Source organism: Methylophaga sp. F-2, from assembly GCF_056859315.1.
On the sequence record NZ_JBSXOF010000005.1, the window covers coordinates 1 to 22,420 of the forward strand.

A 22,420-nucleotide genomic window follows, 5' to 3' on the forward strand; every position below is an offset into this window, starting at 1 on the left:
CGAGCACGCCAACAGCCAGAATCAACTGGAGCACCCCCGCAAGATGCGCGGCGCGTACCTGCATTTTCACGCTATGCCCAACGGCATAAAGGGCGAGCCCGTAGACTGCCGCATCGGCAAAATTGTCGAGGGACTCACCAATCAGGCCGGTGGACTGAGCGATCAGACCGGCTGTCATTTCAACCACGAACAGGACTGCATTGATGCCGAGCAACCACCTCAGGGTGGCGGACTCTTGGGTAGCAGAGGCTGCGAAGGATTCGGCGGCCTTGATGGTCTCCGGATCGGCAGCGACGGTTTCCTGAAGCGAGGCTCCCAGCCCCAGGGTCGTCAGTTTCGCAGTGAAAGGATCAGCCTCTCCATCATGCACGACCTTCAACCGGCGGTTCGACAGGTCGAAAGACAGCGCCCGAATCTCATCAAAGCCATTCAGGGCCAGGCGAATCATTCGTTCTTCTGAAGGACAGTCCATCTTCGGCACGGCATAAACGCTGACCCATTTCCCCGATGCTTCGGAGGAGCTCCCCCTATCGGTATCTGCTGGGGACGTTGCAGCGCAGCCACAGGCGTCTGTGCAGGTTTTGCTCATAATACGACTCCACTTGAACATTATTGGGTTATCATTTAAAACCATATAGTCACTATAAGGTCAATAAAGCGGAAAGAATCCGTTGAGGAGGAGTCTGATGCGCATTGGACAGTTGGCTCGGTCAGTCGGGGTCAATACCCAGACGATCCGCTTCTATGAACAGCAGGGCTTGTTGCCGCCGCCTGATCGGCAGGAAAACGGTTACCGCGCCTATACCGAGAAGCATAGTGAGCGGCTGGCCTTCATCTGTCGCTGTAGAATCCTCGACCTGTCATTGGCTGAGATTCGCGAACTACAGCGCTATCAGGACGACCCTCATCAGCCTTGTGCCGCTGTCAACACCTTGCTTGATGACCACATTTCTCATGTGCGGTCGCAAATAACTGCTCTGCAAGCGCTTGAGAAACAACTCGTTTCGCTGAGAGCGGGTTGTAGCGATGGCCGGGAAGTTGAGGCTTGTGGGGTTCTTGCTGGAATCGGCAAGGGAAGTGCGCATAAGCAGTAGGTTGAAGCATCAACCAGATAATCCGATGGGATCTTAGCTTGCCTCATTGTAATGCAGAGTAAAATCAACCACTAAATCCGAATACCCTTAAGATCATGGCATTGGTTTATAAAGTCTGACCATGACTTTTTATCGGGAAAATGATTGAGATAATCCGTGATTGAATTAATAGTCTTATTGAGAAACTCAACAACATCGTCATGATGAGATTTGCCTATCAAACGTTTTAGTCTGGATAGAGCTTTAAACGGATCTTCTTTACCTATTCCGTTATCTAGTTCAGAGACCCATTTTGGAAAGGGCTTCATATACTCACAGAAATCATCTAGAAATTCTTCCAGATCCTCTATTGAATAAAACTCTAATTCAGCTTGGTTTTCATCCAAGTAATTCTCTATTGAATTTATCCCTGCAGCTATAACCTCATCAGGTAAAAACTCTTTGAGATATTCATAAATTTCTACTCTGTATCCGGCAAAATCAGTTAAGTCGTTAACATTAGGGTTGTAAAGAAAAATAGCTCGTATTTCAGCTAAACATCTAACTACTACGTTACGGTCATTATGAGGCAGCAATGAAAGTGGTTTTATGTCATAAGCGTATGGTGTGGCAGAAACGCTCAATAAAAGCTTTTCACGAAAATTATCGTTATAGTCAGTTTGTATACCAAGAGTGGGTGATAAAAAATTATGACTTTCATCAGTAGACTGATTTAAACGTCTATCCCATTCACTAAGACCACTCTGAAATAACTGATTAATTCCTCCACGATTACTGTATTTCAGGTTAAATGAGAGCTTGTTCAGATCAAGAAGGTTTAATGAATTCAAAAATAACCCTATTTCACCTGTTATCCATTTCTCTTTATCCGTAAATGCAAGCACATCAGTGAATTGTAAATATGTTTGCTCTAAGGCAGATTCTTCAAAAGTTGGTAAGACAATCATGTTCTGACTCACACAGGTAACAATATTTTGGCAGGTAACCGCTGAGCTTTTCCTCGATTAGCAGTAACGATGTTAAAAATTCGTTTCTCATCATCAGACTGAGCAAAATCTGAAGTATTCTGTGAGCTGTCCCTGACGTTTAACTTTGACCATTCAGTCAGTGTTTCAATTATTGATTGATGCTGATCAGCCATGCGTGCCTCCTTCTTAGTCTTGTTTAATACACTTACTTTTTAGTCTCACACGACTTTCATTTCACGCAACTACTATAAAAAAGACCGACTTTAAAGCCGGTCTCTAACTGAACTAAAAAACTAAGAACTATGGATTTGAGTTTTGTTTATTGTTTTTTTGTTTTCTGTATATGAACTGTTTTGCCAAAATATCTATGCTGATTTTTGATAAAGGTCTGTTCTTTTGAACTTGATGATTACAGACAGCCATAAGATTCTCGGCAAAGTCCTTAAGATCGTCTAATGATGCATTCATAATTCATTCCTCACCCTTTAGTCTTAACTGGGGCGGGGACAAACTCATACACCATATAATCGCCTTGCGTACTCGGCCCTTCTACAACAGCATTTGCAAGGTGTTGATGGTTTGCACTGTATAGCTCTTTGACTTGCTCAGGTTTCATGCTCGGGTCTGGATCAGGCATTTGTACTGAACCACTTCGAAAGATGCGAGTTAACGTTTTTATTTTTGACATATTTAACTCCCCCATTAGAAAGTAAATTTAAAAGCTTCGTTGGCACTTGCAGGCTGCTCATGGTCATCTGCTGCGTTTGAGACTTCATTTTCTGAATCTGTCTCAGAAACAGCTTCTGGCTGTGTTTCATTAGCAGACAAAGCTTCGCTGGTTGGTTGAGATTGTTTTTCTTCATCCTGAGCCGCAGGGGAGTTCTTTTTGGCTTTTGGTTTAGTTTTAGCTTCGGCTTTTGATTTTGAATTTTTGGCATTAGCCGTGGCATCTCTTAATGACATTAATAATTCTTGATACGAATCATTTGCTTGCTGACGAGCCTGACCATATCCAGAAAGCCTTTCCCCGAATTCAGTACTTAGCTCATCAAGTGACATATTTCTCATAGCCAGAGGCATTGAGAGGGCGCTACGGACTTGTTTAGCTTCTTCTGGTACTTTGGCTTCATCATCACTGAGTAATGGCAACACGATGATGTCTAAAGAGTCTCCCGAACGTGTAATATCCAAACGAAGATGTTCACTCTCAGCCAACGCCCCATGTATGCTATTGAGAAAGGTTAAAATGCTGTTTTCCATTGTTTGATCCTTTTATGAGATAAGCGGGGCAGTAGGTCTGCCCCATGCATTAGTTGTAACGCAGGTTTCTAATCGCGCAACTGAGCCTCTACGGGTAAATAACCTCTCCAATCAAATCCAGCTTTAAAAATGGCTTTTATTTGATCATCACGTTTACCTTTGAGTATTTCTTTCTCACAGTGACCGGTTTGTTTTCCATCCTTTGCGTCATACCATGCTAAGAATCCTGATTCAGTTACTAGAGCTTTTAAACCACTAACTGTTAAGGTCTGTAGATATTCTTCATCAACAAGAAAATGAGAACGCATATCTACGTTTTCAGCCTTGAGAATGGTATGGGCTGTTTTTAATCCGTCTGATTCTTCGTATTGAATTCGTTCAGGGGCAATGCCGCCTGCAAGCGTTGCAGCAAAAGCACTGATAGTCATATCCAGAGTTGATTCATCTAAGCTATGTAGCAAGGACACCTTCTCTGAACGAGAAGTCATAGAGAGCAATTTCTCAGCTCCGTATGTTTTTAGCCCTTTTTCAAGTTTGTCCGTGACTCACACATGCTTGATTGCTTCTGTTAACGCAATCAGTGACATGACCTTAGTTAATTTAGTATTCGACCAAACAGTGGCAGCTGCAGCTTTGTATTGTTTTCCTTGAATATACTCTTTGACACGCTTGGGTGTATCAGCCGATTTTTTTCTTTCCTTTGGTTTATCGGATTGAATGATGGCTGTAGTATGAGTTGGGCTGCTTAACTCCGTGACTTTTTGTTGTTCAATTTCCAACTCATCTTGATGTGCTTTAACCATTTGGCTGTTACATGACACATCAAAACATAAGCCCGTTTCTATCTGGCCTTCTTTACCTTTAGCTGTATTCATCAATGCACCAAAGTTTCCACAGCCTTGGCAAGCAGAATACTGCTCACGTCCAACCCCTTTTTCACCTTCTCGCATTAAATGACATCGAGTGTCAGCAGGGCGCTCAACATCGAGCCAAATGACAGGATATTCTTGCGACAGCTCTGTTTTTTTCTCTTCAAGATGCTGTCTGGTTTTATTCTCATAACAGTCACGATTCAAGCAATGACCATCTGAGAGACTTTCATCAAATAGGTCAGCTGTAATACTTGAGTTATGAGGGCAGCCATTACAGCCAGTCAGATTAAATACCGCATCAGAGAGTTTGAATGCAAACTTACCCAACTGATCACGCAAGACAGAAACGCTGACACGTTTTTCAATCACGCTTACAAGAATTGAGTCCTGTAACTCTGCTGTCAGTCCTGCAAATAACTCAGCATGACCAATTGCAATCTTTCTCTGGTCAAGAGCATCCAATACGCTATCTGTACAGTGTAAAAGCGTCAGTCGTGCTTCTAGTTTCTTTTCAGTCCAACCTAATGCCAGTGCAGCTTCGGTTCTGTCACCTTTACATAGGGTAAGCATTCTCTGACAAGCTTTTGCTTCCTCGGCAGCACTCACATCCTGACGCTCACTATTTTCAGCCACCGCCATTGCCAGTGCTTCTTCATCACTAACAAGTCGAATCATTGCAGGAACAGTCTCTACATCTGCAATCGTTGCTGCCCGATATCGTCTTTCACCAGCAATTAAATAAAATGTTTTTCCATCATTGCTTGGTTTGATTACTATTGGTTGGAGGATGCCTTGTGCCTGAATGCTTGCAACCATTTCATTGAGTCTATCTTCCGAAAAGTATCTACGAGGATTAAATCCCTCCCGAACCGAAATCATATTTATTGGCAGGTGAATCATTTGCTTGTCATAAACATTTGCCATGACATCTTCTATATCTAATGAAACTGATTTTTCTATTTGTGTATTAGCAAGAGGTGCATTCATTTTCTTCTCCTATATATTTACTTATTACCCGATTGGGTTATTACCATTTGATCACGAAATTGAATTCGCGCAACTGCACGTAAATAATAGGTTTCAGGCTGAATTTGACTCTTTCGAGTAACCATAAAAAGCCCAAGCCTGCTCATCAATTAGCATCGGTGCTGATTTAAGGTTCTTAACATCCACAGTCATTCCATGATGGTCTATTTCCCCTTTTGTGAGTAACTGCCAAATAATGTTCATGGAGTAAGTTGCTAAGGTTCCATTGATAAATAAGTCTTGCCCATTTTCTCCAGTTAGCGCCTCAGCCAGTGAGCAACGTGGAGCATCATCAGTATCATGCTTAGGATTTGCGAGGTCGGGGTAGAGGTCGAACACCGTTGGCAGTCGGAGTGAGTCTTTATATGAAGAAATGACATGACCAAGCACGCACTGACCAGCATGTTGACCATTCCCCATATCAAGCCAGAGAACAGGGGAGTATGAAGTTTTGCCTGACTTAGCTAATTGTCCAAGCTTTACACGAAAAGAAGCTTTATCTACACATCCGATAATCAAATCAAAAGGTTCAACATTTTTGATTGATGGTTCAAAGAAATTTGGCTCCGCATCCCAATCTGATCCGTAGGACATATTGATTCGATGTGTAAGAGCAATAGATTTATAGTGACCTACGTCTGACTCAGAGAAACGCTGTCTACCAATATTGTGCGGTTCTACGACATCGGCATCAAAAGCTGTAACGTGGATTCCTTTAGGGTGACCAAGGGCTTTTAATCCAAAGTCTAAGCGGGTTAATGCATCCATAACCTCACCACCTGTGCCACCGATACCAACTACAGCAATTTTCAGTCTGTTTTCAAGAAACGACTGGGGTACGAAATATTTCATGAGAGTCTCCTTTCAAGTGAGTTAAATCAACACTTTCAGGTTCTCACGAAGTTAAAATCACGCAAGTCGGTTTAAGCAACGTCTAAAAAATTGATGATGTCTATGGAGGATTTAGTAAAGTGTAGAAGGGCTGTGTCAAAGAAAGATTTCTAAGAATCAGAGTGAATTAGGATAAAGGAGTGCTACTCAGTATCTTCAGAATTTAAACGTTTGTACGTAACTCTGGCCACCCAACCAAAAGTCAAAGAAGTAGATATAAGTGCTCCTATTACACCAGGACCAGGTTCCACATATACAAGAGTAATTAGTGCTAGCATTGGAAAAATGAATAGCATCAATGTGAAATAGAAAGATGCAAAAGTCAGTTCAACTGTATTACGACCCTGATTCCATATTCCCAAACTCATTAATACACCCATGCTTGCAAGCATTGCGTAAAAGACACCAGCTAAGGCACAAAAGAAAAAAAGTATTACAGCTCCAATCGTTGTCATGACACCATTGCATCCTTACTAAGTACTACACAGACAATAACAGCAGTTCGTTGTTTTAAGCTAGACTCTTTATTAACCGGCATAGACCAATATCCGGTTATTCATAGACTCATTCAACATAGTCATTTTAAATGCCAGCCTGAGGATTATATTTATCAAAGCAAGGTGAGCATTATGGCTGAAGACTTGGAAGCTTTTGACTCTAAAAGAGAACAAAAACAGAATGCAGAAATGGAGAAGGTTAAACAGTTTTTAACCGAAGAAGAGGTCAAAAGCGAATATTATATGGAGATGACTGTTACGCTTCAGTCAGCTCAAGCAAAACGTATATTTCGCCGTACTTTTGATCACATTCAAACTCAAATGACTGCAGCGACTTTGTTAACTCGTAAGTTTGGATTACGCGAGCTTTCAGATGAAAATGTTGCAAAGATTACCGAAAGCATAAAGCAACTATCTACAGAAATGAACAGAGATATGGAACAAGCCAATCATCTGATAGATGATGTTGGTCTTAAAATCGCTGCAATAACCGATGATAGTGTTGACCTCAATATAAAAATTACATGTCCAGAAGGTATGGCCTTTATGAATCTGATTCGCCAACTGGATAATTTAACGATGAAACTAAAAACGTTATGGATGGCTGGTGAAATTGCACTCTCTCACTCTGAGGACAGGGTTCATGCCTGGCAGGTACGTATATTCAAAACAGCAGATGCTATCAGGGCTCTTGGTCAACAAGCTTATATTGCAGCAGACAAGAAGAAAGACAGTGACCAGAAAAAAGCTGAAGCAAAACGAGCAGCTTATAAACAACGTCAGAACAACTCCACGAAAAAAGCAGCTGCAGTTTAATTTTTAGCAAATGGAAGTCGGTAAATCCGACTTCCATCTTCAACTAATTCCCAAGTAGACAGCCTTCCGCTCTACAGCAGCAAACTCAATTGTTTTTATTAACTTTTCTGAAGCACGCTTGTAGCCTTGGACAATAACCAAAACACTAATGAAACAAATCACCATAAAGACCAATGACTCAGCGCTGTCTCTCATTACTCCAGTTAGACCTTTATCTTCTATTTTTGAGATAAATCCTATATAAATATTTAGCTGAAACACAGAAATAGCCCAGACAACACCAAGGAACCATTTATAAAACGTTACTCGTGAATTTATACGAGAGAATATGCTTTCAATATTTTGTTCAAGTAGCTCAATCTTTTCTAATGTATTAATCCCAGCATCATGAATTAGCTTAGATACGTAAACAACTTGATCTTTTTCAACGGCATTAAGAGCGTATGTGCTTGGAACTGCAAAAATAACCAAAGCAATTGGAAGAAAAAGGCATAAGTACAAGGCCACCCTAGCGGCTAAAGATTGAGTTTCAACCTGTTCTATAAATATCGCTCCTATACAAAAAAAGAAAAAATAAAAATACAACAAAACTACTATTGGTTTAAATAACTCTCTGAGACCAAATAGAAGATAATTTAAAGGAAACCAAACCCACCTTGCTGCCTTATTGAGAAGAAAACTATTAACTCTGAAATCTAGAAGATAGGACTCAGTTTCTTTAAGTATCCATTGGGTTTTCTCAAACATAAGTTACTTCTTTGGTTTATTATCATTATCCAATAACTCTTCACGCACAATGTGCACATCATCAGGTGCCTCTATTCCTATACGAACTTGATTACCTTTAGTTGCTAGAACAGTTACAACAATATCTTCATCAATGATCAGTGATTCACCTATTCTTCTTGTAAGTATTAACATATAAGCCTCTTTAGTTATTTACAGTTTCCAGCTTTACGATAGCCAGCATTTTGTGCATCAATTTCAGTATCAAATGGCACGATATTTCTAGGGCTTACCTTTTCATATGAGGGGCAGCCTTTTGGTAAGTGGTAGACCTTGCTGTTACGGTTTCCTCTTATAGATTGGTCGTTACTAATTAAATTGGTAGCAACACTTGAAGTTCTCATTTCGGACTTAACACCATCGCCAGAATTTTTATGTCCCAAGTTCCAAGTCACTTGGCCAGTAACAAAAGGATTATGATTTCCCATACGTCGGGCAATTCGTTCGTCTCTAAGAATTTCCCAAGCAGTTGGTGGATATTGTGTATTCCATGCCATATATAGCTCTTGTTGCTGTCTGCTCATTGGCAAGTTATATCGGTCGTGCATGTAGAATTGAACCCGAGCAATTAAGCCACGGGCTTCAGGCCTAGGCTCTGCCACCCGTGCATTAAAATCTACCTTAAAGGGACAAGCACCATACTGACTTACTAATTCTGGCAACACTCCAAAACGATAATTACTTCTGTCTGCGTTAAGTTCACTACCTAGTAAAATCATAGTTGATATCTACCTATAAAAATATACAAATGAACATATGATTTATTAAGAGGCAATTTAGTGGCTAGACGAAGATTTAATTCCTCCAAACACTTTCGTTCACAAGCAAGAGTTGTGTATATAAAGAAATTTCAAGAAGGAAAAGCAATTTATACAAATCCAGCAGGTTGTCTTGAAGATGGTTGGCAATGGGAAAGAAAGCCTGGGTTTTGGCCAGAGATGCCAGTAATTTTGAATGGGAACGGAGTTCCATGGGATCTGGGCAATGCTTACCTTCTTTGCCACCTAAACACTGCTCTTAGATCAAAAATGGAATCAATCAAGGATCGAGCAAAAAGCTTGTGTTTTTATCTAAAGTTCATTGAAGACGAAGATCTAGATTTACTTGAATTCCCAGCGCAAACGAGAAGACGACCAACCTATCTTTTCAGATATAAACTACAAGAACTTATTGATCTAGGAATGGCTCCAAGTACCGCAAGTAAACATGTCGGCCATGTCATTGCTTTTTATAGAGGTATACTCAACCACAATCTTGTAGATGAGTCTCGTATTGGATCTAGACCATTTAGAAGCTTTAAGAGGTATGTTCAGACTTTGAATAATGAGGGTTTATCTCGATTTAAAGAGGTCCAAACAACCGATATTTCTATCAAGGTTACAAAAGCAGAAACTCGGCCAGACAGAATAATGGATGGTGGAGAATTGCGCCCTCTATCCATAGCCGAGCAACAGGCAATAATGTGGGGCTTGGAGCGAAAGTATTGCTCAGTAGCAACCGAATTAATTATGCTGACTATGCTCAATACGGGAGCGCGGATTCAATCAGCATGTACCCTTCGTGTAGGCCACATTAAAGAGGCATATGACGAACTTAAACGTACTGGTAAAAGTTGGGTTTTTATTCATTCTCACAGAAGTAGATTCCCAATCGATACTAAGTTTGGAAAGCCTAATAACTTTAGGTTCCCCAAGACCCTTATTGAGAAATTGTTCGTCTATATAAATAGCGAACTAAACGCTAAAAGAATGAAAAGCAGCTTCTTCGGTTTGAGCGATGAAAATTATGTATTCTTAACAGAGCAATCTAATCCATTCTATTCCTCGCGAAGTGAGATCAGGAAGAGGCAAGATGAAGCTGCTCATTGGGTTGTCAATGCTCCTGCATTCAGTCCTCAAAACGGAAGCACTTTTCGGGCAAATATTCGCAATTTCATTGCTCGTGTAAGACAAGATCGGCCTGAACTTGATGAGTTTGCGCCGCACGACCTTAGAGCTACCTTTGGTATGAACATTGTTAGAAAGCTTGCCAACGATCCTGAAAAAAGATTCACAACAACTCATATGGAACTAGCTGTCAAAACCGCTCTTAACCATAACGATATTGCTACTTCTAGACTATATGTCAATTTTGACGAAACGCTGCTTAACGTTAATTCGATTAATGAAATGCATGAAGCTATTATTCTTGACGGATACAAAGTTCTCGAAGCTATCTACGGGGAGAATCGAGTTTGATGGAGTATCGTCCAGAAATAATCATCCACATTACAGACAAGATAACAGAAGTTCTGAAACCCGAAATGACAGTGCTTGAATTCGATATCGACAACTCATGCAGAACTTGTGATGTAGGAAGTTGGTGTTACTCAGTAAGGAGTAATGCAAGAAACCCTAACCATAAGAGCCGTTCTGTCGCTAAGGAATCTATCGTTAAAGACAGGCTAAAGTATGTCGAACGAATAATCGAAGGACTACGAGCTAGCACATACAATCAAGCTACTGTTTATAGCCATGCAGGCAAGATAGCCAGGTTTATTGATTTCGCTGATAGTAAAGGGATGTCGTTATCTAATGATAAGGATTGGATTGAGTCGGTATATAGCTATTATGAACATCTAGTATTGAGCACGCGTTTAGCTGACGGTACGGAAGGTAGTTTGAAAGAGCGCTCTGCTTCAGCTGAACTATCATCTACCAAAAAAGCATTGGCATGGGCCTTGGAGTTAACAGATAACGAGGTCAGCTTAAAGATACCTCATATTAAAGAAGGTAAGTCAGAATCTCTTCCAGGAGACGACTTAGAACGCAACCAATTTGTGCAAGTATTGCTTGCTATTTTTGAGCGCTTCACAGACATACTAATCAATGAAAAACCGTTTCCTTTTGTATTAGACTTAAGTCATTGGGGCTTTGGTAAACATGTTTTCTCAAGATCTAGTCACCTGAGCAAAGCTTCATATACAAAATCTTTTGTGAATGATGATGCTGGCATTGTATCTAGAGAAGAAGTGCGTGGTCGATATACAGATTGGCGAGAATGCGTTGGTGTAATGTCTGTTTACGATAACTGGATCAAACGCCTAGACAAGACCAATAGCCTAAATACAGACTTACAGCGAAAGTCGCTCTATAACTCTGCAACGTATTGCTACTATCTTGCATTTATTGGGATTGTAGGTACCAATAATGGTGTCACCTCTGCATTAAGATTAAGCTCTTGTGAGAAATCTGAGCCGATCAATTGTAAAGCGCCTAGAGGCTACAGTTTCACTGGGCTAAAGGTTAGAGCGGGTAATAAGACAGTTTACCCAACAATGGGGAAAGAGTTTTACCAATTCCACAAGAAATATGAAAAGCTTCGTCAGTGGGGAGAAATTGAATTCGATTTAGATGTTCAAAGAGTAGGATTTTTTAGAATCTCTGGAATCGGTAAATGCGCCCCTTTGAATAAAGTCTCCATTGATACTCTTAAAGAATGGCTAATAGGACATTTACCTAATGTTAAGTGGCATACCCCTAGAGAGCTAAGAAAAGGTGTTTCATGGTCTTTTTGGAATCTAAGTAATGGTGACATCAATACCGTTGCTTGGAAACTACAGAATGACGTGAAAACTACCCTCAAGAGCTATTCCAATCCACCGAAGATAGCTGGATTAAAAGAACTTTCTACATTCATGAACGAAATGTGGAATGAAGCAATAGATTCATCGAGAAGCGCCAAATACATTCCTGTACAGATAAATAACGGTCTACATAAAACGCCTGCTGGCCACTGTAATGCTAACGATTTATCTCAAGCTAAGCGTAGCGAAGGTTTTACCGACTCAGCACCCGAGCCAAACTGCAGTAGAAGCGAAACATGCTTTTTCTGTAGGCATTATGTTTTACATGCTGACGAAGAGGATATTCACCTTATAACTAGTTTAAAGGTATTGCTTCCATACGCGCAGAAACGCGCAGCAAACGAAGCTTCCTACGCCATTAAGTTTGCACCAATACTCTATAGAATTGATGAAATACTTGAAGAGCTAATAAAGCAATTTCCAGCTAAAAAATCTTTAGTTGATGATGCTATGAATAAAGTAAAGCAAGGAGATTTGTCAAAGCATTGGCAGAGTCATTTTGATCTACTAGCTGATTTGGAGGCATACTCGTGAATGTTCAACTAGTACCCTATGACACTATAGGGATTGCTCAGCATACTTCGCCTGATTCACTATCTACTGATGTTTCTACCCCTGATTCTAACCATGTTATAAGTCGGCGAAGAAACGGAGACATTCTGTCTGTTTTTGCTGATAATGTTTGGGATTTTTCTCTATACACGTCAAGACCAAATGCTCGTATATATTTCGAAAGTATATTTTCCGAAGATCATGGAGTCTTTGAAAGACAGAGTCCGCTCGCCAATTCTATCATTCAAGATTCTAAATTAATCATTCTAAATTTATGGTATCGAAGACAGCTATCAGTAAACAGCGTAATGGCGCTATGGATACAAATAAAATACTTAGCAAGATATGCTCTATCTTCTGGAATTAAGTTCGCAGATGTTTTAGGTAAAACCGAATTTATCGAATGTAGATTGGAAGGGGCGGAAAGTCGGTACCAAGAGTGGGTTAGGCTTGCAAGTCTATACAATCTGATTAAACACCTCTCGCAACTATCGCATCAGGTAAACGATTTCAACCTTATACCCTCTGTGGATTTAACTAAACTGGTAGCTGAACAAGCTCAGGAGCGCGTGGATGAAGCAATTAGAGAAAAAATCCAAACACCTGTCATTCCAATAAGGTTGCTCAGCGAGCTTATCGAACAAAGTACCGAGACCTGTTTTAAGTTTATGGAGGTCGTAACGGAAGTAGAGAAAGCCTGGGAACATTACGAAGTGACTAAGGAGAGAGCAGAAAAAGGGGAAATCAAATTCGGGAAATGGCGTAAGAGTAACGCTACTATCGCTCGACAGGTATGGAAATATATTAAAGAAACATATCCAGATATCGCTAACCTATTAGAAGAGTTACAAGTTGATAGCATTCAGGAATTAACAAACTATATTAGCTATATTCAAAAAACTTCAGCAGCTATGATTTCTCAATTTACTGGCATGAGGGTCTCTGAAGTACGAGCAATCCCTTTAAATAGCTATCGAAGGGTTACTTATGGGGAAGAAGTAATTTGCGGGTTTGATAGCTATACATTCAAGTTTGCTGGTAATTCTCCAAAGAAACAGTTCTGGGTTACGGCAGATCAAGCAGAACTTTACTATCAGTGCGCTCTTGCCAGTGCAAGGTTAATCTACAGGTTCTATTATTCGCTGAATATGGATTCTGTGAATCAAGATAAGTACCCTCTTTTTCCTAACCATAGTTCGAGGGTTGACAGCGAGACGCCTATATTTGTTGTGAACCCTCGGCCATTCAAAGAGGGATGGAGAGCCAGTACTAACAATACACTGCGTCGAGAGGCCTTTGTCATTACAAATGAAGACCTAGAAGAGATGCAGAGTTTCAACCCATGGGTCGACTTTTCTAAAAAAGGTATAGATGTCGGCAAGGAATTCCCTTTTGCATGGCACATGTATCGCCGTTCATTAGTTGTATATGCTGCTCGTGGAGGAGTATCAATTCCAGTAATTGCCAATCAACTCAAACATCCAATAGAAAAAATGACGGTTTATTATACTGATGGAAGTGCCTATGCGAATAATTTTGTAGAGAGAGGTACCAATCAGAATGAAGGATTATTCGATTTTATAAATGAACTTCAAGAAGAAGTTTTAACCATGAAGGTTGATGCTATTTGTAATGACATTTCTGATTATGAAGGAATCCTATTTGGTGGCGCAGGTGCAACTCTTCAGAGGCAAAAAAATAAAGGTATACTCCCTTCAATCTACGAAGACCGCGCTCTAACTGAGAAAGAAGTAAGATCAGGCAGACTATCATATCGGAGAACTGTAGTAGGAGGGTGCTCTTCCATAGAGCCTTGCGATAGAGTCGCATTTACCTCGATTCTTCCATGTATCGATTGTAGTGATGCTATTTTCAACGATGACACTGCCGAAATCATGGCTGATCAAATCGAAGTATGGAAAGAAGAAATCTCCATATACGGTGAAAAAAGTCCCTTTTCACTTCAGCGAGAAAAAGAAATATCTGTTGTAGAGCAACACCTTGCAGCACGAAACAATTTAATTCCTGTTAAGGAGATCATCGAGTGACTGAATTAAGAGGCGAAGCTTTATACTGGGAAGCTTTTGAACGACTGAAGTCTGGGAAAGCTCAGATCATTGATACTAATTCTCCTTCCTTTAAATTCACTAAAGATAATGTAGCGATTGAGGCGGGTAAGAAGAAAGGGTTTGTAAAACAGGAAAGATACCCTGATTTGTGTGATTCAATTGAAAATACTGAAAACACGAGATGTTCTGCCGCTAGTAGAGATCCAGAAAATTCCGATTCGATAAAGCTTATTACATCTCAAAAGAAGAAGGCAAATGCTCGATATTCAAAACTTAAGGCCGAACATGACCTCTGTTTGGAGAAGATGATGAATCTTCTTAGAGAGAATTTCGAGCTACGTAGAGAATTACAAGAATTAAAGAAATCTAGTATGCAATAAAGTGTATCGGCCTTACAATTTTAATATGTGTCGTGACTAAAGCTGACAACCCCACTATGGCTTATTGGTCCGCAAAGCTGCCGCTCGGTAGCCTTATTTTAGATAGAGATAAAACAGCCAGTTTGAATCTTGAACCCGCCACCTAAAACAATCTCTTCTCTCTTGCCTGTTTCAGTATTAACTTAAACGGCTATCTTTAAATGTCGTAGTGACCAAATCTCCCAATATTTGCTCGAAAATAAACTATTCTGACCCAATGATCCTAAGAATCATTTGTGTTTTTAAAGTGCTTGCCTAGTCATACGTTGGGTGAATCTATATTTGCGTGGGAGCAGTATCATATTTTTTGTTAAAGATTGACCTATGAACTGAGTAAATATTCAACAAATTGCGGCTGTTTTTGCTGAATGGTCGATTGCTGCCGCCAGACCAGCTGGATGTCTTTTGTTAGCGCATGATCCTCTAAAGGGATTGCACATAAACTTCCATGTTGCACCTCATCAACAACAGACGATGCAAATACCAGCGATATTCCTATGCCTGCCCGAACCGCCTGCTTAACGGCCTCTGTGCTGCCCAGTTGCATTGATACAGTGGGAAAATGCTGGCATTCCTGCAAGTAGTTTTTGAGTATCCTTCCTGTTCCGCTGCCAGATTCTCCGCCTAACAAATTCAGCCCGGACAATATTGATTTACTGATCGATGACAGTTTTGCAAGTGGATGATCTGGAGGCGTAATCAAGACTAATGCTTCAGTTTTCCAGATTTGAGATTCAAAACCAGCTTTACCTGGCCACCATTCCATCAAGGCGATATCGATTTCAGCATTTTCCAGTTTTTCGGCAACGACTGGGTTGCTGTCTATTACGATATCCAGTTTGTCATTTATAAACGCTTGTTTATGCCGGTAATTCTGCAGGTAAGGCTGCAACAGATAAATGCCGATATTTGAACTGGCTCCAATTCTCATGGAGGGTTGATTCACAGCCAGCAAGGCTCTGTCTTGTAGTCGCAACATGCTCTGCGCATACGGCAAAAGACGAAGGGCATATTCAGTCGGCTGGCAACCGCTACGCACACGATGAATCAAGGATACGCAGAGCGTTTCTTCCAGCTTCTGAATATGCTGCGAGATAGTTGGTTGGGCTAATCCCAGCTGCTCGGCAGCTGCCTGAAAACTGCGCTGCTCAATCACCATGATCAAACTTTTCAGCCAGATCAGATTGAGCATGCTATTTCCTTTTGTGCGGGTAATTGGTTGGCCGGATCCAATGGAGGCTCGCCGTTCAAAACCCTGAGAATATTTTCAGCCGCACGTGTTTCAATGGCTAACCTGACCTTGCTCACCGCTGAACCGATATGTGCCGTGAACAAGGTGTTGGGATGTGTTAATAAATTGGGATTGATTTCCTTTGGCCTGTCGAGACGTGCCCAGTCTTCCATTTCAAAAACATCACTGGCATATCCGGCTAAATGGCCGCTATTAAGCTTATCTAAAATGGCACTTTCATCAACAATAGACCCACGGCAGGGATTCACCAAAAATGAACCGGGCCGCATCTGCTGTAAACGTTGTGTATTTAAAAGATGTTGCGTTTGCGAGTTTAATGGCAGTGCCATAATCACGATATCGGCCTGAGCAAGGGCGTCGTCCAAAGACAAAAATTCAAGTTTTAATGCTGCTTGTTGTTCTGCATCCAGAGGCTGAGTGTCGGTATAGACTAAGGTTGCACCCCAACCGCTCAGCCTTTGTGCAATGGCCTGACCAATTGCACCCATGCCGATAATCGCAATAGTGGATCCTTCAATTCCCATTCCGTAAAACTGTGGAAGCCAGCCCTTAAAGTTTCCAATACGTACATGTTGATCCGCCGCCCGTATATGCCGAATTAATCCGACCATTAGGCCGATGGTTAATTCAGCTGTGGGTACTGTTAATAGGTCTGGTACAAAGGTCAGCCAGACATTGTGTTCAGTGCAGGCATCGACATCAAAATTATCATAGCCCTTTAATGCCGCACCAATGACCTTCAGTTGCGGGCAAGACTCTAAAAAAATGGTATCTACCCGATCCGGCATGAATACCATCAAGGCTTCTGCATCCTTCGCCCGTTTCATTGTATCGTTGCGTGATAAGCTGAACGGGGTCTGATTCGTGATCAACTCACAATGCGGTGCTAATATGGCCAACACCTCTTCATGTACTTTATGCGTAATTACCAATTTTGGTTTCATCGTTATCTCCTACTTGAATTTTTTGCGTAACAGGCCGCTCAAGGCATCGACCAATGTGACCATCAGCAGAATCACTAGCAGGATAGCCAATACTTCCTGATATTGCATAATGCGTAGTGAACCCATAAGTTCAAAACCGATACCGCCAGCGCCTACCATGCCCATGATTGTCGAAGCTCTGAAGTTATATTCCCAGCGATAAATTGCGACATCGGCAAACTGCGGCATCACTTGGGGAAGAATTGCGTGATAGAGCACCTGCATCGGTGAGGCACCAGCGGCACGGGCGGCTTCCACCGGAGCGTCATCCACGTGCTCAATCGCTTCGGCAAAGAATTTACCTACCATGCCGATGGAATGCAGCGCTAAAGCCAGCACACCGGGTAAGGCACCGAAGCCGACGGCAGCCACAAAAATAATCCCCATAATCAGTTCCGGAACGGATCGAAGGGCATTTAGAACGATGCGCGCCAGCTGAAAGATCACACCATGAGGTGAGGTATTACGCGCTGCCAGAAATGCCATAGGCACAGAAAATATAACTGCAATTGCGGTACCGGCAATACTCATTGCTAGCGTATCCAGCAAGGGTGAAAACCAGTTTTGAAGGTTGGTAAAGTCCGGTGGGAAAGACTCGCCAGCCAACGTTCCTATTGCAGGCAAGCCATTTGCCAAAATTTCGAAGTTCAGTACATTCACATACCAGGCTGCCAGCAGAACGATGACCAATAAGGTCACCACCTGCAGGGTTTTACGTTTCCAGTTCTTGCTGTAACTTTGCAGCACATCTGTTTGTGTAATCAGGTAGGTATTCATAAATCATCCTTACATCTTGGAAAAATCAAGATTCAGTAATTTACCCATAACACGTATCACGTCATAATCAGCATCGGTAATCGGTGCAAATCCCTCTGCTTTGAAATTCTTCAATATCTCTTTGTCATCCAGGCTGACAAACGCATCTTTAATTTTCACTTTGAGATCCTTATTAAGGTTGGAGCGCATTGCCCAGGGATATTGTGGATAAGGTTTGCTATAGCCCAAAACTTTAACTTTTGCCGGGTCAATGAGTTTACGTTCCACCACATACTTAAAAATCACCTCAGAGAGCCCGCCTGCATCTGCATTACCATTGGCCACATTGACAGCCACAGCATCATGCGAGCCGACGAAGTGTTGTTCGTAATCGGTTTTCGCTTCGATGCCGCCTTCCTCTAAAAGAACCGTTTTCGGGATGAGATGACTGGACGTTGAGGCGCGATCGCCATAGGCCATTTTTTTACCTTTAATGTCGGCATAGGAATCAATGCCTGACTCTGTATTGGCGATCAAAATGGAACGGTATGTCGGTACACCGTCGATTATCATTGCCGCAAACGGTTCAATATCGCTTTTTGATTTGGCCATCACATAAGACAGCGGGCCGAAATAGGCCAGATCAATACGGCCAAAGCGCATCGCTTCAATCATGGATGAATAATCGGTTGTGACTATTAATTCCACCTTTTTGTTTAACTTGGCTTCCAGATAATTTTTTAAGGGTTCATTGCGCTTGATTAGTTCGGAAGCGTTTTCATCCGGCAGCAAGGCGACTTTGAGCATATCCGGATCGGCATCTGCTGCCATACAGGGGCTTATGGCTGTCACCAGCAAGGTGGTGGCTAAGAGTATTTGTTTAAACAGTTTCATTTTGCTATCTCCAGTTGTGTTGCCGTTTTAGTGGGTAAATGTTGATAAGAAGAATTGGATTGCGTATCGGCGGTTTGTTTATCTTTTCTTTTGGGGTTGGCCGATTGTTGATAAATCAACTTGAGCTGTTTGTCATCGAGCTCTTGCGGAGCGGCATCAAACACCACTTGGGCTTGAGCTAAACCAATGATGCGATCGGCAAAACGTTTGGCATATTCAAGCTGATGCAATGAGACGATAGAGGTAATGCCGTCTTCGGCACAGATTTGTTTCAATTGAGACAAAATTTTTTCGGATGTGGATGGATCCAGGCTGGCGACAGGTTCATCCGCCAGAATAATACTCGGCTGCTGAGCCAAAGCTCGGGCAATACCTACTCGTTGTTGCTGGCCACCTGATAATTGATCGACCCGCACCAGGGCTTTGTCAGCAAGGCCAACGCGATCCAGACAATGCAATGCCAATTCAAGATCGGTTTTGGGTGGCGGCAATAAACTACGCCAGAATGAATGATATCCCAGTCGCCCCATGAGTACATTCTGCAGGGCTGTGTGACGCAGAATCAGTTGATGGTGCTGAAACACCATCGCGGTTTTGCGTCGATGCCGGCGCAGTATGCCTTGATTATCCAGTATTCCGAATTCAGCAGAAATCACTTTACCCGAGGTAGGTTTCACCAAATGATTCAGTGACCTCAATAAGGATGATTTTCCCGCACCTGATAAACCTAGCAGCACTGTGAATTCACCACGTTGAAAGTTGATTGAGGTTGCACGTAATGCTTCAATTCCGCCGGGATAGATTATGCCAAGATCGTCTGTGGACAGAATTGGCTGAGGTGAGTGGCTTAACGTCATATCATTACCTTTCGCAATAATTGTCACCGCTGTATTGCGGTTCACAATCGAATACTAAGGTTTGAATATGACAGAGAAATGAAGCTTAGATGACTATTTTATTTCATAGCTTGACTGACTGGAGTGAAAAAGAACTCACGGGGACAGTACTCTATATGGGGGGTTGAGCACAAAACTAACATTTTAAGAATGCAGGAATATTAATGACTCTTTGTTGAAATCGATCATTTTTGGTTGCACTAAATACCACTGGCATCGAGCACAAAGCGCTACCTATTAAATCCTCAGAAAACAGCGAGCAAGAAGGTTGGAAGTTAGCTAGTTTTTTTTCGGTTCATAATGATCGCTTTGCTCTTGAAGTAAGCTGTTTTTGGGTCAGTCAAACATGAACGCTTTTGAAGCAAAGCCTTAATTTTCCAGCACCCTAATTCATGACGATTAGGCCACGCTCTATTTAACCTTCAACGGCAGTTCATGGCACTAGGATGCCCAGAAGTCGACCTTCGAAAGAAATCTGATCAGACTTTTTTGCTCTTGTGCCTGTGAAGTCCGCAAAGTTGCCGTTCAGATACATTGTTTAGATAAGGACAAAACAGCCAGTTTGAAGGTTGGGTCAATAGTGGCTTATGGTCGAAAGAGACCAATTCGGGGACGCTAAAGACCAATGATTATGAACATTAACCACCCATTTTAATTAAAACTGATGATTTAGAGTTAAGAGAAAACACAGCAGTAGATGGCTCCAACCAGAGTTGATATTGAGTGACTACTCTTACTAATATTTTTCACCTTATCAGATGTTGACATGAGCTCCTCAACCAGAAGTTCGATATTCTATTTGTGCTACCCACTTATTCATTACCTTGCGCAACCATTTCGTTCATAGCCTATGCGCGTTGCTCTAGTTAAAGTGCCTGTTTTTCCGTTTGATCAAAGGTATTACGATAAACGGCAAACGAATTATCAGCTTCAATTTCAACCTCTTTTGTCGAGCTGGCTACTCTCCAAAGCACTGTTTCTAAATGGTTACTTAAAAATTTTTGTCCTAGATTAATCATTCATTCTTCCTGTATAAATGAACTCTCCAAAATAATTTTGATAGAGCGCTTTTCGCTTTAACATAGGGCCGTGAGATTCCATAGGAAAATGAAGCCAAAATAACGAATCCAAGCAACAACAAAACGATGAATGTATCGAGATTTATTGCTCCAACAAGACTTGATACAACAAAAGGTAAAAATGAACAAAGGCCAGCTAAGAATAGCTTAGTAAAGATTGGCCAATGCTTCGGAGATAACAAATTAAACGGACTTTTACCTAGGTTTATTTTCTCGTATGCTTCCTCAGTCCTATTGACCGCCTCACCATCAGGCTTGAAGCGAACACTCTACAGGCCGCACTCTTCTTGCCTCCCCTATAAGGCATAACGAAGGCATCAACCCAGTAATTATCACCGTTTTTACAACGATTCTTACAATACCCATCCAAGGCGGACCTTTGGCAGACGTGTCCCAAAGTTCTTTAAAGGTAATTTGGGGCATGTCAGGCTGTCGAACCAAATTATGTGCTTGTCCAAGTAATTCATCTTCTGGCACTCAAAAAATCATCATTAATATAGGTAATAACGCCTTTCTTTATTGTTGTAGAGAATATGCTAACATCATCTGAATATTTTAATTCTTTTCCTGTAGCTGGTAAGCTTTTACTCATTACGATGCCTTTTATACTTCAAAAATTTAAAACATTTTCTAATTTTTCTTCTACTAGCAGCATAGCTCTGCACGATTTTAGTCTTTATTATGGTAAATAAAAGTCATATCACAAGTTTGTTAATGGGAAATCACATGGCTGCAATTGCGGCTTAAACGGTTATGCACTTCGGGGTTGAATCTGCCCTTTCTGAGTGTTTTTTCAACACTTATTATCAAAACGAAAAGGCAAAAAAGATTGCCAAGAAAATCAATAATAAGAACTGATTTTATAAATATCGAACCTTTTCACAGTATTGGTTTGTCACTAAAATATTTTTTAAAGGTTAACGTCATAAACTGATACACATTCATTATGTGACCAAGAATTAATATACGATAATCACCTATGGATAGATTTTAAATATCGCTAGCATGTAGAAGCTTGTGATTTAACGGTAACGCTATGGGTACTCCTCATGAAAGCCTACGCGCCAATTCATAGTAAGTCTTACCTAATTCAGTAATTGTGATGTATTTGTTAATTTAGCTCGATGTGAAGAATGATAAAAACAAAAAAATGCCCCGTATGCGAAATGCTATTACTAAAGAGTGATAATATTGTTCAGTTTAAGGGAATAAACTTTTGGTTATGCTCTGAGCAATGCCGGGACAGATTCAATCAAAGACCAAGTTTGTACATTGGTGATCCTAAGCATGGTAAATCAGTCAAACAGCATGGTGTAAAAGTAGAGAAAAAACACACCATAAAGCTTGTATTGCCAGACAATCATGAATCTATAGATCTACTAATTCAGTATTTGAACTCGTTAATGGGGGTCATACAGGCAAGAATTAATCAAGGACAACTTGAGATTGAATACGACCTGATTCAGGTGTCTTTAGGAGAAATAGAGTCTTTCATTAAATCAACGGGCATCGCCATCGAACAATCTTGGATAGATAAAGTCCATAATGTAGTGGTCAACTAATTCCGGACACGGATTTAGACAGATCTTCCGCCTTTGCAGGAGAAAGTCCATCGTTGAATTGATGTGGCCTTTTCCAGTTGTAATAATCCATCAGGTAATAGCTCACATCACGCATCGCTTCAC

General features: G+C 41.2%; 27 protein-coding genes and 1 pseudogene. 7 read left to right on the forward strand and 21 right to left on the reverse strand.

The genetic code is table 11. The annotated features are described in order from the left end of the window. Positions 1 to 589 (reverse strand): cation transporter (locus tag AC13DA_RS00220; protein ID WP_482945756.1); only part of this gene is annotated, 589 nt, incomplete at its 3' end. 97 nt (positions 590 to 686) lie between these two features. Between AC13DA_RS00220 and cadR the strand changes: the two genes are divergently transcribed. Further along, a complete protein-coding gene (cadR, locus tag AC13DA_RS00225) occupies positions 687 to 1,094 on the forward strand; it encodes a Cd(II)/Pb(II)-responsive transcriptional regulator (RefSeq protein ID WP_007146115.1) in 408 nt (135 codons plus the stop codon). Positions 1,095 to 1,165: 71 nt separating this feature from the next. Here cadR and AC13DA_RS00230 read toward each other — a convergent pair whose 3' ends face one another. The 9 genes from AC13DA_RS00230 to AC13DA_RS00270 form a co-directional block, all read right to left on the reverse strand. Next, positions 1,166 to 2,041, reverse strand: coding sequence for a hypothetical protein (locus tag AC13DA_RS00230; protein ID WP_007146116.1), 876 nt, complete (start codon positions 2,039 to 2,041; stop codon positions 1,166 to 1,168). Positions 2,042 to 2,049: 8 nt separating this feature from the next. Further along, complete coding sequence (locus AC13DA_RS00235) at positions 2,050 to 2,235, reverse strand: hypothetical protein (RefSeq protein ID WP_007146117.1); 186 nt, start codon at positions 2,233 to 2,235, stop codon at positions 2,050 to 2,052. Between the two features lie 127 nt (positions 2,236 to 2,362). Further along, a complete protein-coding gene (locus tag AC13DA_RS00240) occupies positions 2,363 to 2,530 on the reverse strand; it encodes a hypothetical protein (RefSeq protein WP_007146118.1) in 168 nt (55 codons plus the stop codon). A 10-nt stretch (positions 2,531 to 2,540) separates the two neighbouring features. Further along, positions 2,541 to 2,750 (reverse strand): PRTRC system protein C, encoded by a 210-nt coding sequence (locus AC13DA_RS00245; protein ID WP_273270797.1) that lies wholly within the window; start codon positions 2,748 to 2,750, stop codon positions 2,541 to 2,543. A 14-nt stretch (positions 2,751 to 2,764) separates the two neighbouring features. After that, a complete protein-coding gene (locus AC13DA_RS00250) occupies positions 2,765 to 3,322 on the reverse strand; it encodes a hypothetical protein (RefSeq protein WP_007146120.1) in 558 nt (185 codons plus the stop codon). Between the two features lie 68 nt (positions 3,323 to 3,390). Continuing rightward, positions 3,391 to 3,750 (reverse strand): hypothetical protein, encoded by a 360-nt coding sequence (locus AC13DA_RS00255; protein ID WP_482945757.1) that lies wholly within the window; start codon positions 3,748 to 3,750, stop codon positions 3,391 to 3,393. 117 nt (positions 3,751 to 3,867) lie between these two features. After that, the gene (locus AC13DA_RS00260) at positions 3,868 to 5,181 is read right to left on the reverse strand and encodes a PRTRC system ParB family protein (protein ID WP_273270793.1); all 1,314 of its coding nucleotides are present in this window, start codon (positions 5,179 to 5,181) and stop codon (positions 3,868 to 3,870) included. A 93-nt stretch (positions 5,182 to 5,274) separates the two neighbouring features. After that, entirely contained in the window at positions 5,275 to 6,072 is a 798-nt protein-coding gene (locus AC13DA_RS00265) for a PRTRC system ThiF family protein (RefSeq protein WP_482945758.1), read from the reverse strand. Between the two features lie 182 nt (positions 6,073 to 6,254). Then, a complete protein-coding gene (locus AC13DA_RS00270; protein ID WP_040576530.1) occupies positions 6,255 to 6,566 on the reverse strand; it encodes a hypothetical protein in 312 nt (103 codons plus the stop codon). 174 nt (positions 6,567 to 6,740) lie between these two features. Between AC13DA_RS00270 and AC13DA_RS00275 the strand changes: the two genes are divergently transcribed. Next, on the forward strand, positions 6,741 to 7,424 hold the full coding sequence (locus AC13DA_RS00275; RefSeq protein ID WP_007146125.1) for an AcaB family transcriptional regulator: 684 nt from the start codon (positions 6,741 to 6,743) through the stop codon (positions 7,422 to 7,424). A gap of 39 nt (positions 7,425 to 7,463) precedes the next feature. On the opposite strand, the gene AC13DA_RS00280 is transcribed toward AC13DA_RS00275, so the two are convergent. Genes AC13DA_RS00280 through AC13DA_RS00290 form a run of 3 tightly spaced genes read right to left on the reverse strand, consistent with a single transcriptional unit; the run spans position 7,464 to position 8,929 of the window. Further along, on the reverse strand, positions 7,464 to 8,171 hold the full coding sequence (locus tag AC13DA_RS00280) for a hypothetical protein (protein WP_482945759.1): 708 nt from the start codon (positions 8,169 to 8,171) through the stop codon (positions 7,464 to 7,466). Positions 8,172 to 8,174: 3 nt separating this feature from the next. Continuing rightward, the gene (csrA, locus tag AC13DA_RS00285) at positions 8,175 to 8,345 is read right to left on the reverse strand and encodes a carbon storage regulator CsrA (protein ID WP_007146127.1); all 171 of its coding nucleotides are present in this window, start codon (positions 8,343 to 8,345) and stop codon (positions 8,175 to 8,177) included. 14 nt (positions 8,346 to 8,359) lie between these two features. Further along, complete coding sequence (locus tag AC13DA_RS00290; RefSeq protein ID WP_482945760.1) at positions 8,360 to 8,929, reverse strand: endonuclease I family protein; 570 nt, start codon at positions 8,927 to 8,929, stop codon at positions 8,360 to 8,362. A 60-nt stretch (positions 8,930 to 8,989) separates the two neighbouring features. Here AC13DA_RS00290 and AC13DA_RS00295 point away from each other — a divergent pair, with 60 nt between their 5' ends. The 4 genes from AC13DA_RS00295 to AC13DA_RS00310 are packed head-to-tail and all read left to right on the forward strand — an operon-like array spanning position 8,990 to position 14,836. After that, entirely contained in the window at positions 8,990 to 10,447 is a 1,458-nt protein-coding gene (locus tag AC13DA_RS00295) for a site-specific integrase (protein ID WP_007146129.1), read from the forward strand. Further along, positions 10,447 to 12,369, forward strand: coding sequence for a hypothetical protein (locus tag AC13DA_RS00300; protein ID WP_007146130.1), 1,923 nt, complete (start codon positions 10,447 to 10,449; stop codon positions 12,367 to 12,369). Before AC13DA_RS00295 ends, AC13DA_RS00300 begins: the two co-directional genes overlap by 1 nt. Next, entirely contained in the window at positions 12,366 to 14,435 is a 2,070-nt protein-coding gene (locus AC13DA_RS00305) for an integrase (RefSeq protein WP_014611288.1), read from the forward strand. Before AC13DA_RS00300 ends, AC13DA_RS00305 begins: the two co-directional genes overlap by 4 nt. Next, entirely contained in the window at positions 14,432 to 14,836 is a 405-nt protein-coding gene (locus tag AC13DA_RS00310; RefSeq protein WP_014611287.1) for a hypothetical protein, read from the forward strand. The genes AC13DA_RS00305 and AC13DA_RS00310 overlap by 4 nt, the downstream gene beginning before the upstream one ends. A 361-nt stretch (positions 14,837 to 15,197) precedes the next feature. On the opposite strand, the gene AC13DA_RS00315 is transcribed toward AC13DA_RS00310, so the two are convergent. The 7 genes from AC13DA_RS00315 to AC13DA_RS00345 form a co-directional block, all read right to left on the reverse strand. Beyond that, complete coding sequence (locus AC13DA_RS00315; RefSeq protein WP_007146136.1) at positions 15,198 to 16,067, reverse strand: LysR family transcriptional regulator; 870 nt, start codon at positions 16,065 to 16,067, stop codon at positions 15,198 to 15,200. After that, the gene (locus AC13DA_RS00320; protein WP_007146137.1) at positions 16,055 to 17,071 is read right to left on the reverse strand and encodes a phosphonate dehydrogenase; all 1,017 of its coding nucleotides are present in this window, start codon (positions 17,069 to 17,071) and stop codon (positions 16,055 to 16,057) included. Before AC13DA_RS00320 ends, AC13DA_RS00315 begins: the two co-directional genes overlap by 13 nt. A gap of 9 nt (positions 17,072 to 17,080) precedes the next feature. Then, entirely contained in the window at positions 17,081 to 17,887 is an 807-nt protein-coding gene (gene phnE, locus AC13DA_RS00325; RefSeq protein ID WP_007146138.1) for a phosphonate ABC transporter, permease protein PhnE, read from the reverse strand. Positions 17,888 to 17,896: 9 nt separating this feature from the next. After that, positions 17,897 to 18,760: a phosphate/phosphite/phosphonate ABC transporter substrate-binding protein gene (gene phnD, locus AC13DA_RS00330; RefSeq protein WP_007146139.1), complete on the reverse strand. Its 864-nt coding sequence runs from the start codon at positions 18,758 to 18,760 to the stop codon at positions 17,897 to 17,899. Beyond that, positions 18,757 to 19,662, reverse strand: a complete 906-nt coding sequence (gene phnC, locus AC13DA_RS00335) for a phosphonate ABC transporter ATP-binding protein (RefSeq protein ID WP_425435127.1) — start codon at positions 19,660 to 19,662, stop codon at positions 18,757 to 18,759. Before phnC ends, phnD begins: the two co-directional genes overlap by 4 nt. An 860-nt stretch (positions 19,663 to 20,522) precedes the next feature. Further along, a complete protein-coding gene (locus tag AC13DA_RS00340) occupies positions 20,523 to 20,675 on the reverse strand; it encodes a hypothetical protein (RefSeq protein WP_482945761.1) in 153 nt (50 codons plus the stop codon). 523 nt (positions 20,676 to 21,198) lie between these two features. Then, the gene (locus AC13DA_RS00345) at positions 21,199 to 21,327 is read right to left on the reverse strand and encodes a hypothetical protein (RefSeq protein WP_007146142.1); all 129 of its coding nucleotides are present in this window, start codon (positions 21,325 to 21,327) and stop codon (positions 21,199 to 21,201) included. Positions 21,328 to 22,000: 673 nt separating this feature from the next. Here AC13DA_RS00345 and AC13DA_RS00350 point away from each other — a divergent pair. Further along, positions 22,001 to 22,297: a hypothetical protein gene (locus tag AC13DA_RS00350; protein ID WP_482945762.1), complete on the forward strand. Its 297-nt coding sequence runs from the start codon at positions 22,001 to 22,003 to the stop codon at positions 22,295 to 22,297. Here the strand turns inward: AC13DA_RS00350 and AC13DA_RS00355 are convergent. Then, positions 22,290 to 22,420: pseudogene (locus tag AC13DA_RS00355) on the reverse strand (IS3 family transposase); the annotation flags it as partial. The gene AC13DA_RS00350 and the pseudogene AC13DA_RS00355 sit on opposite strands and share 8 nt — an antisense overlap.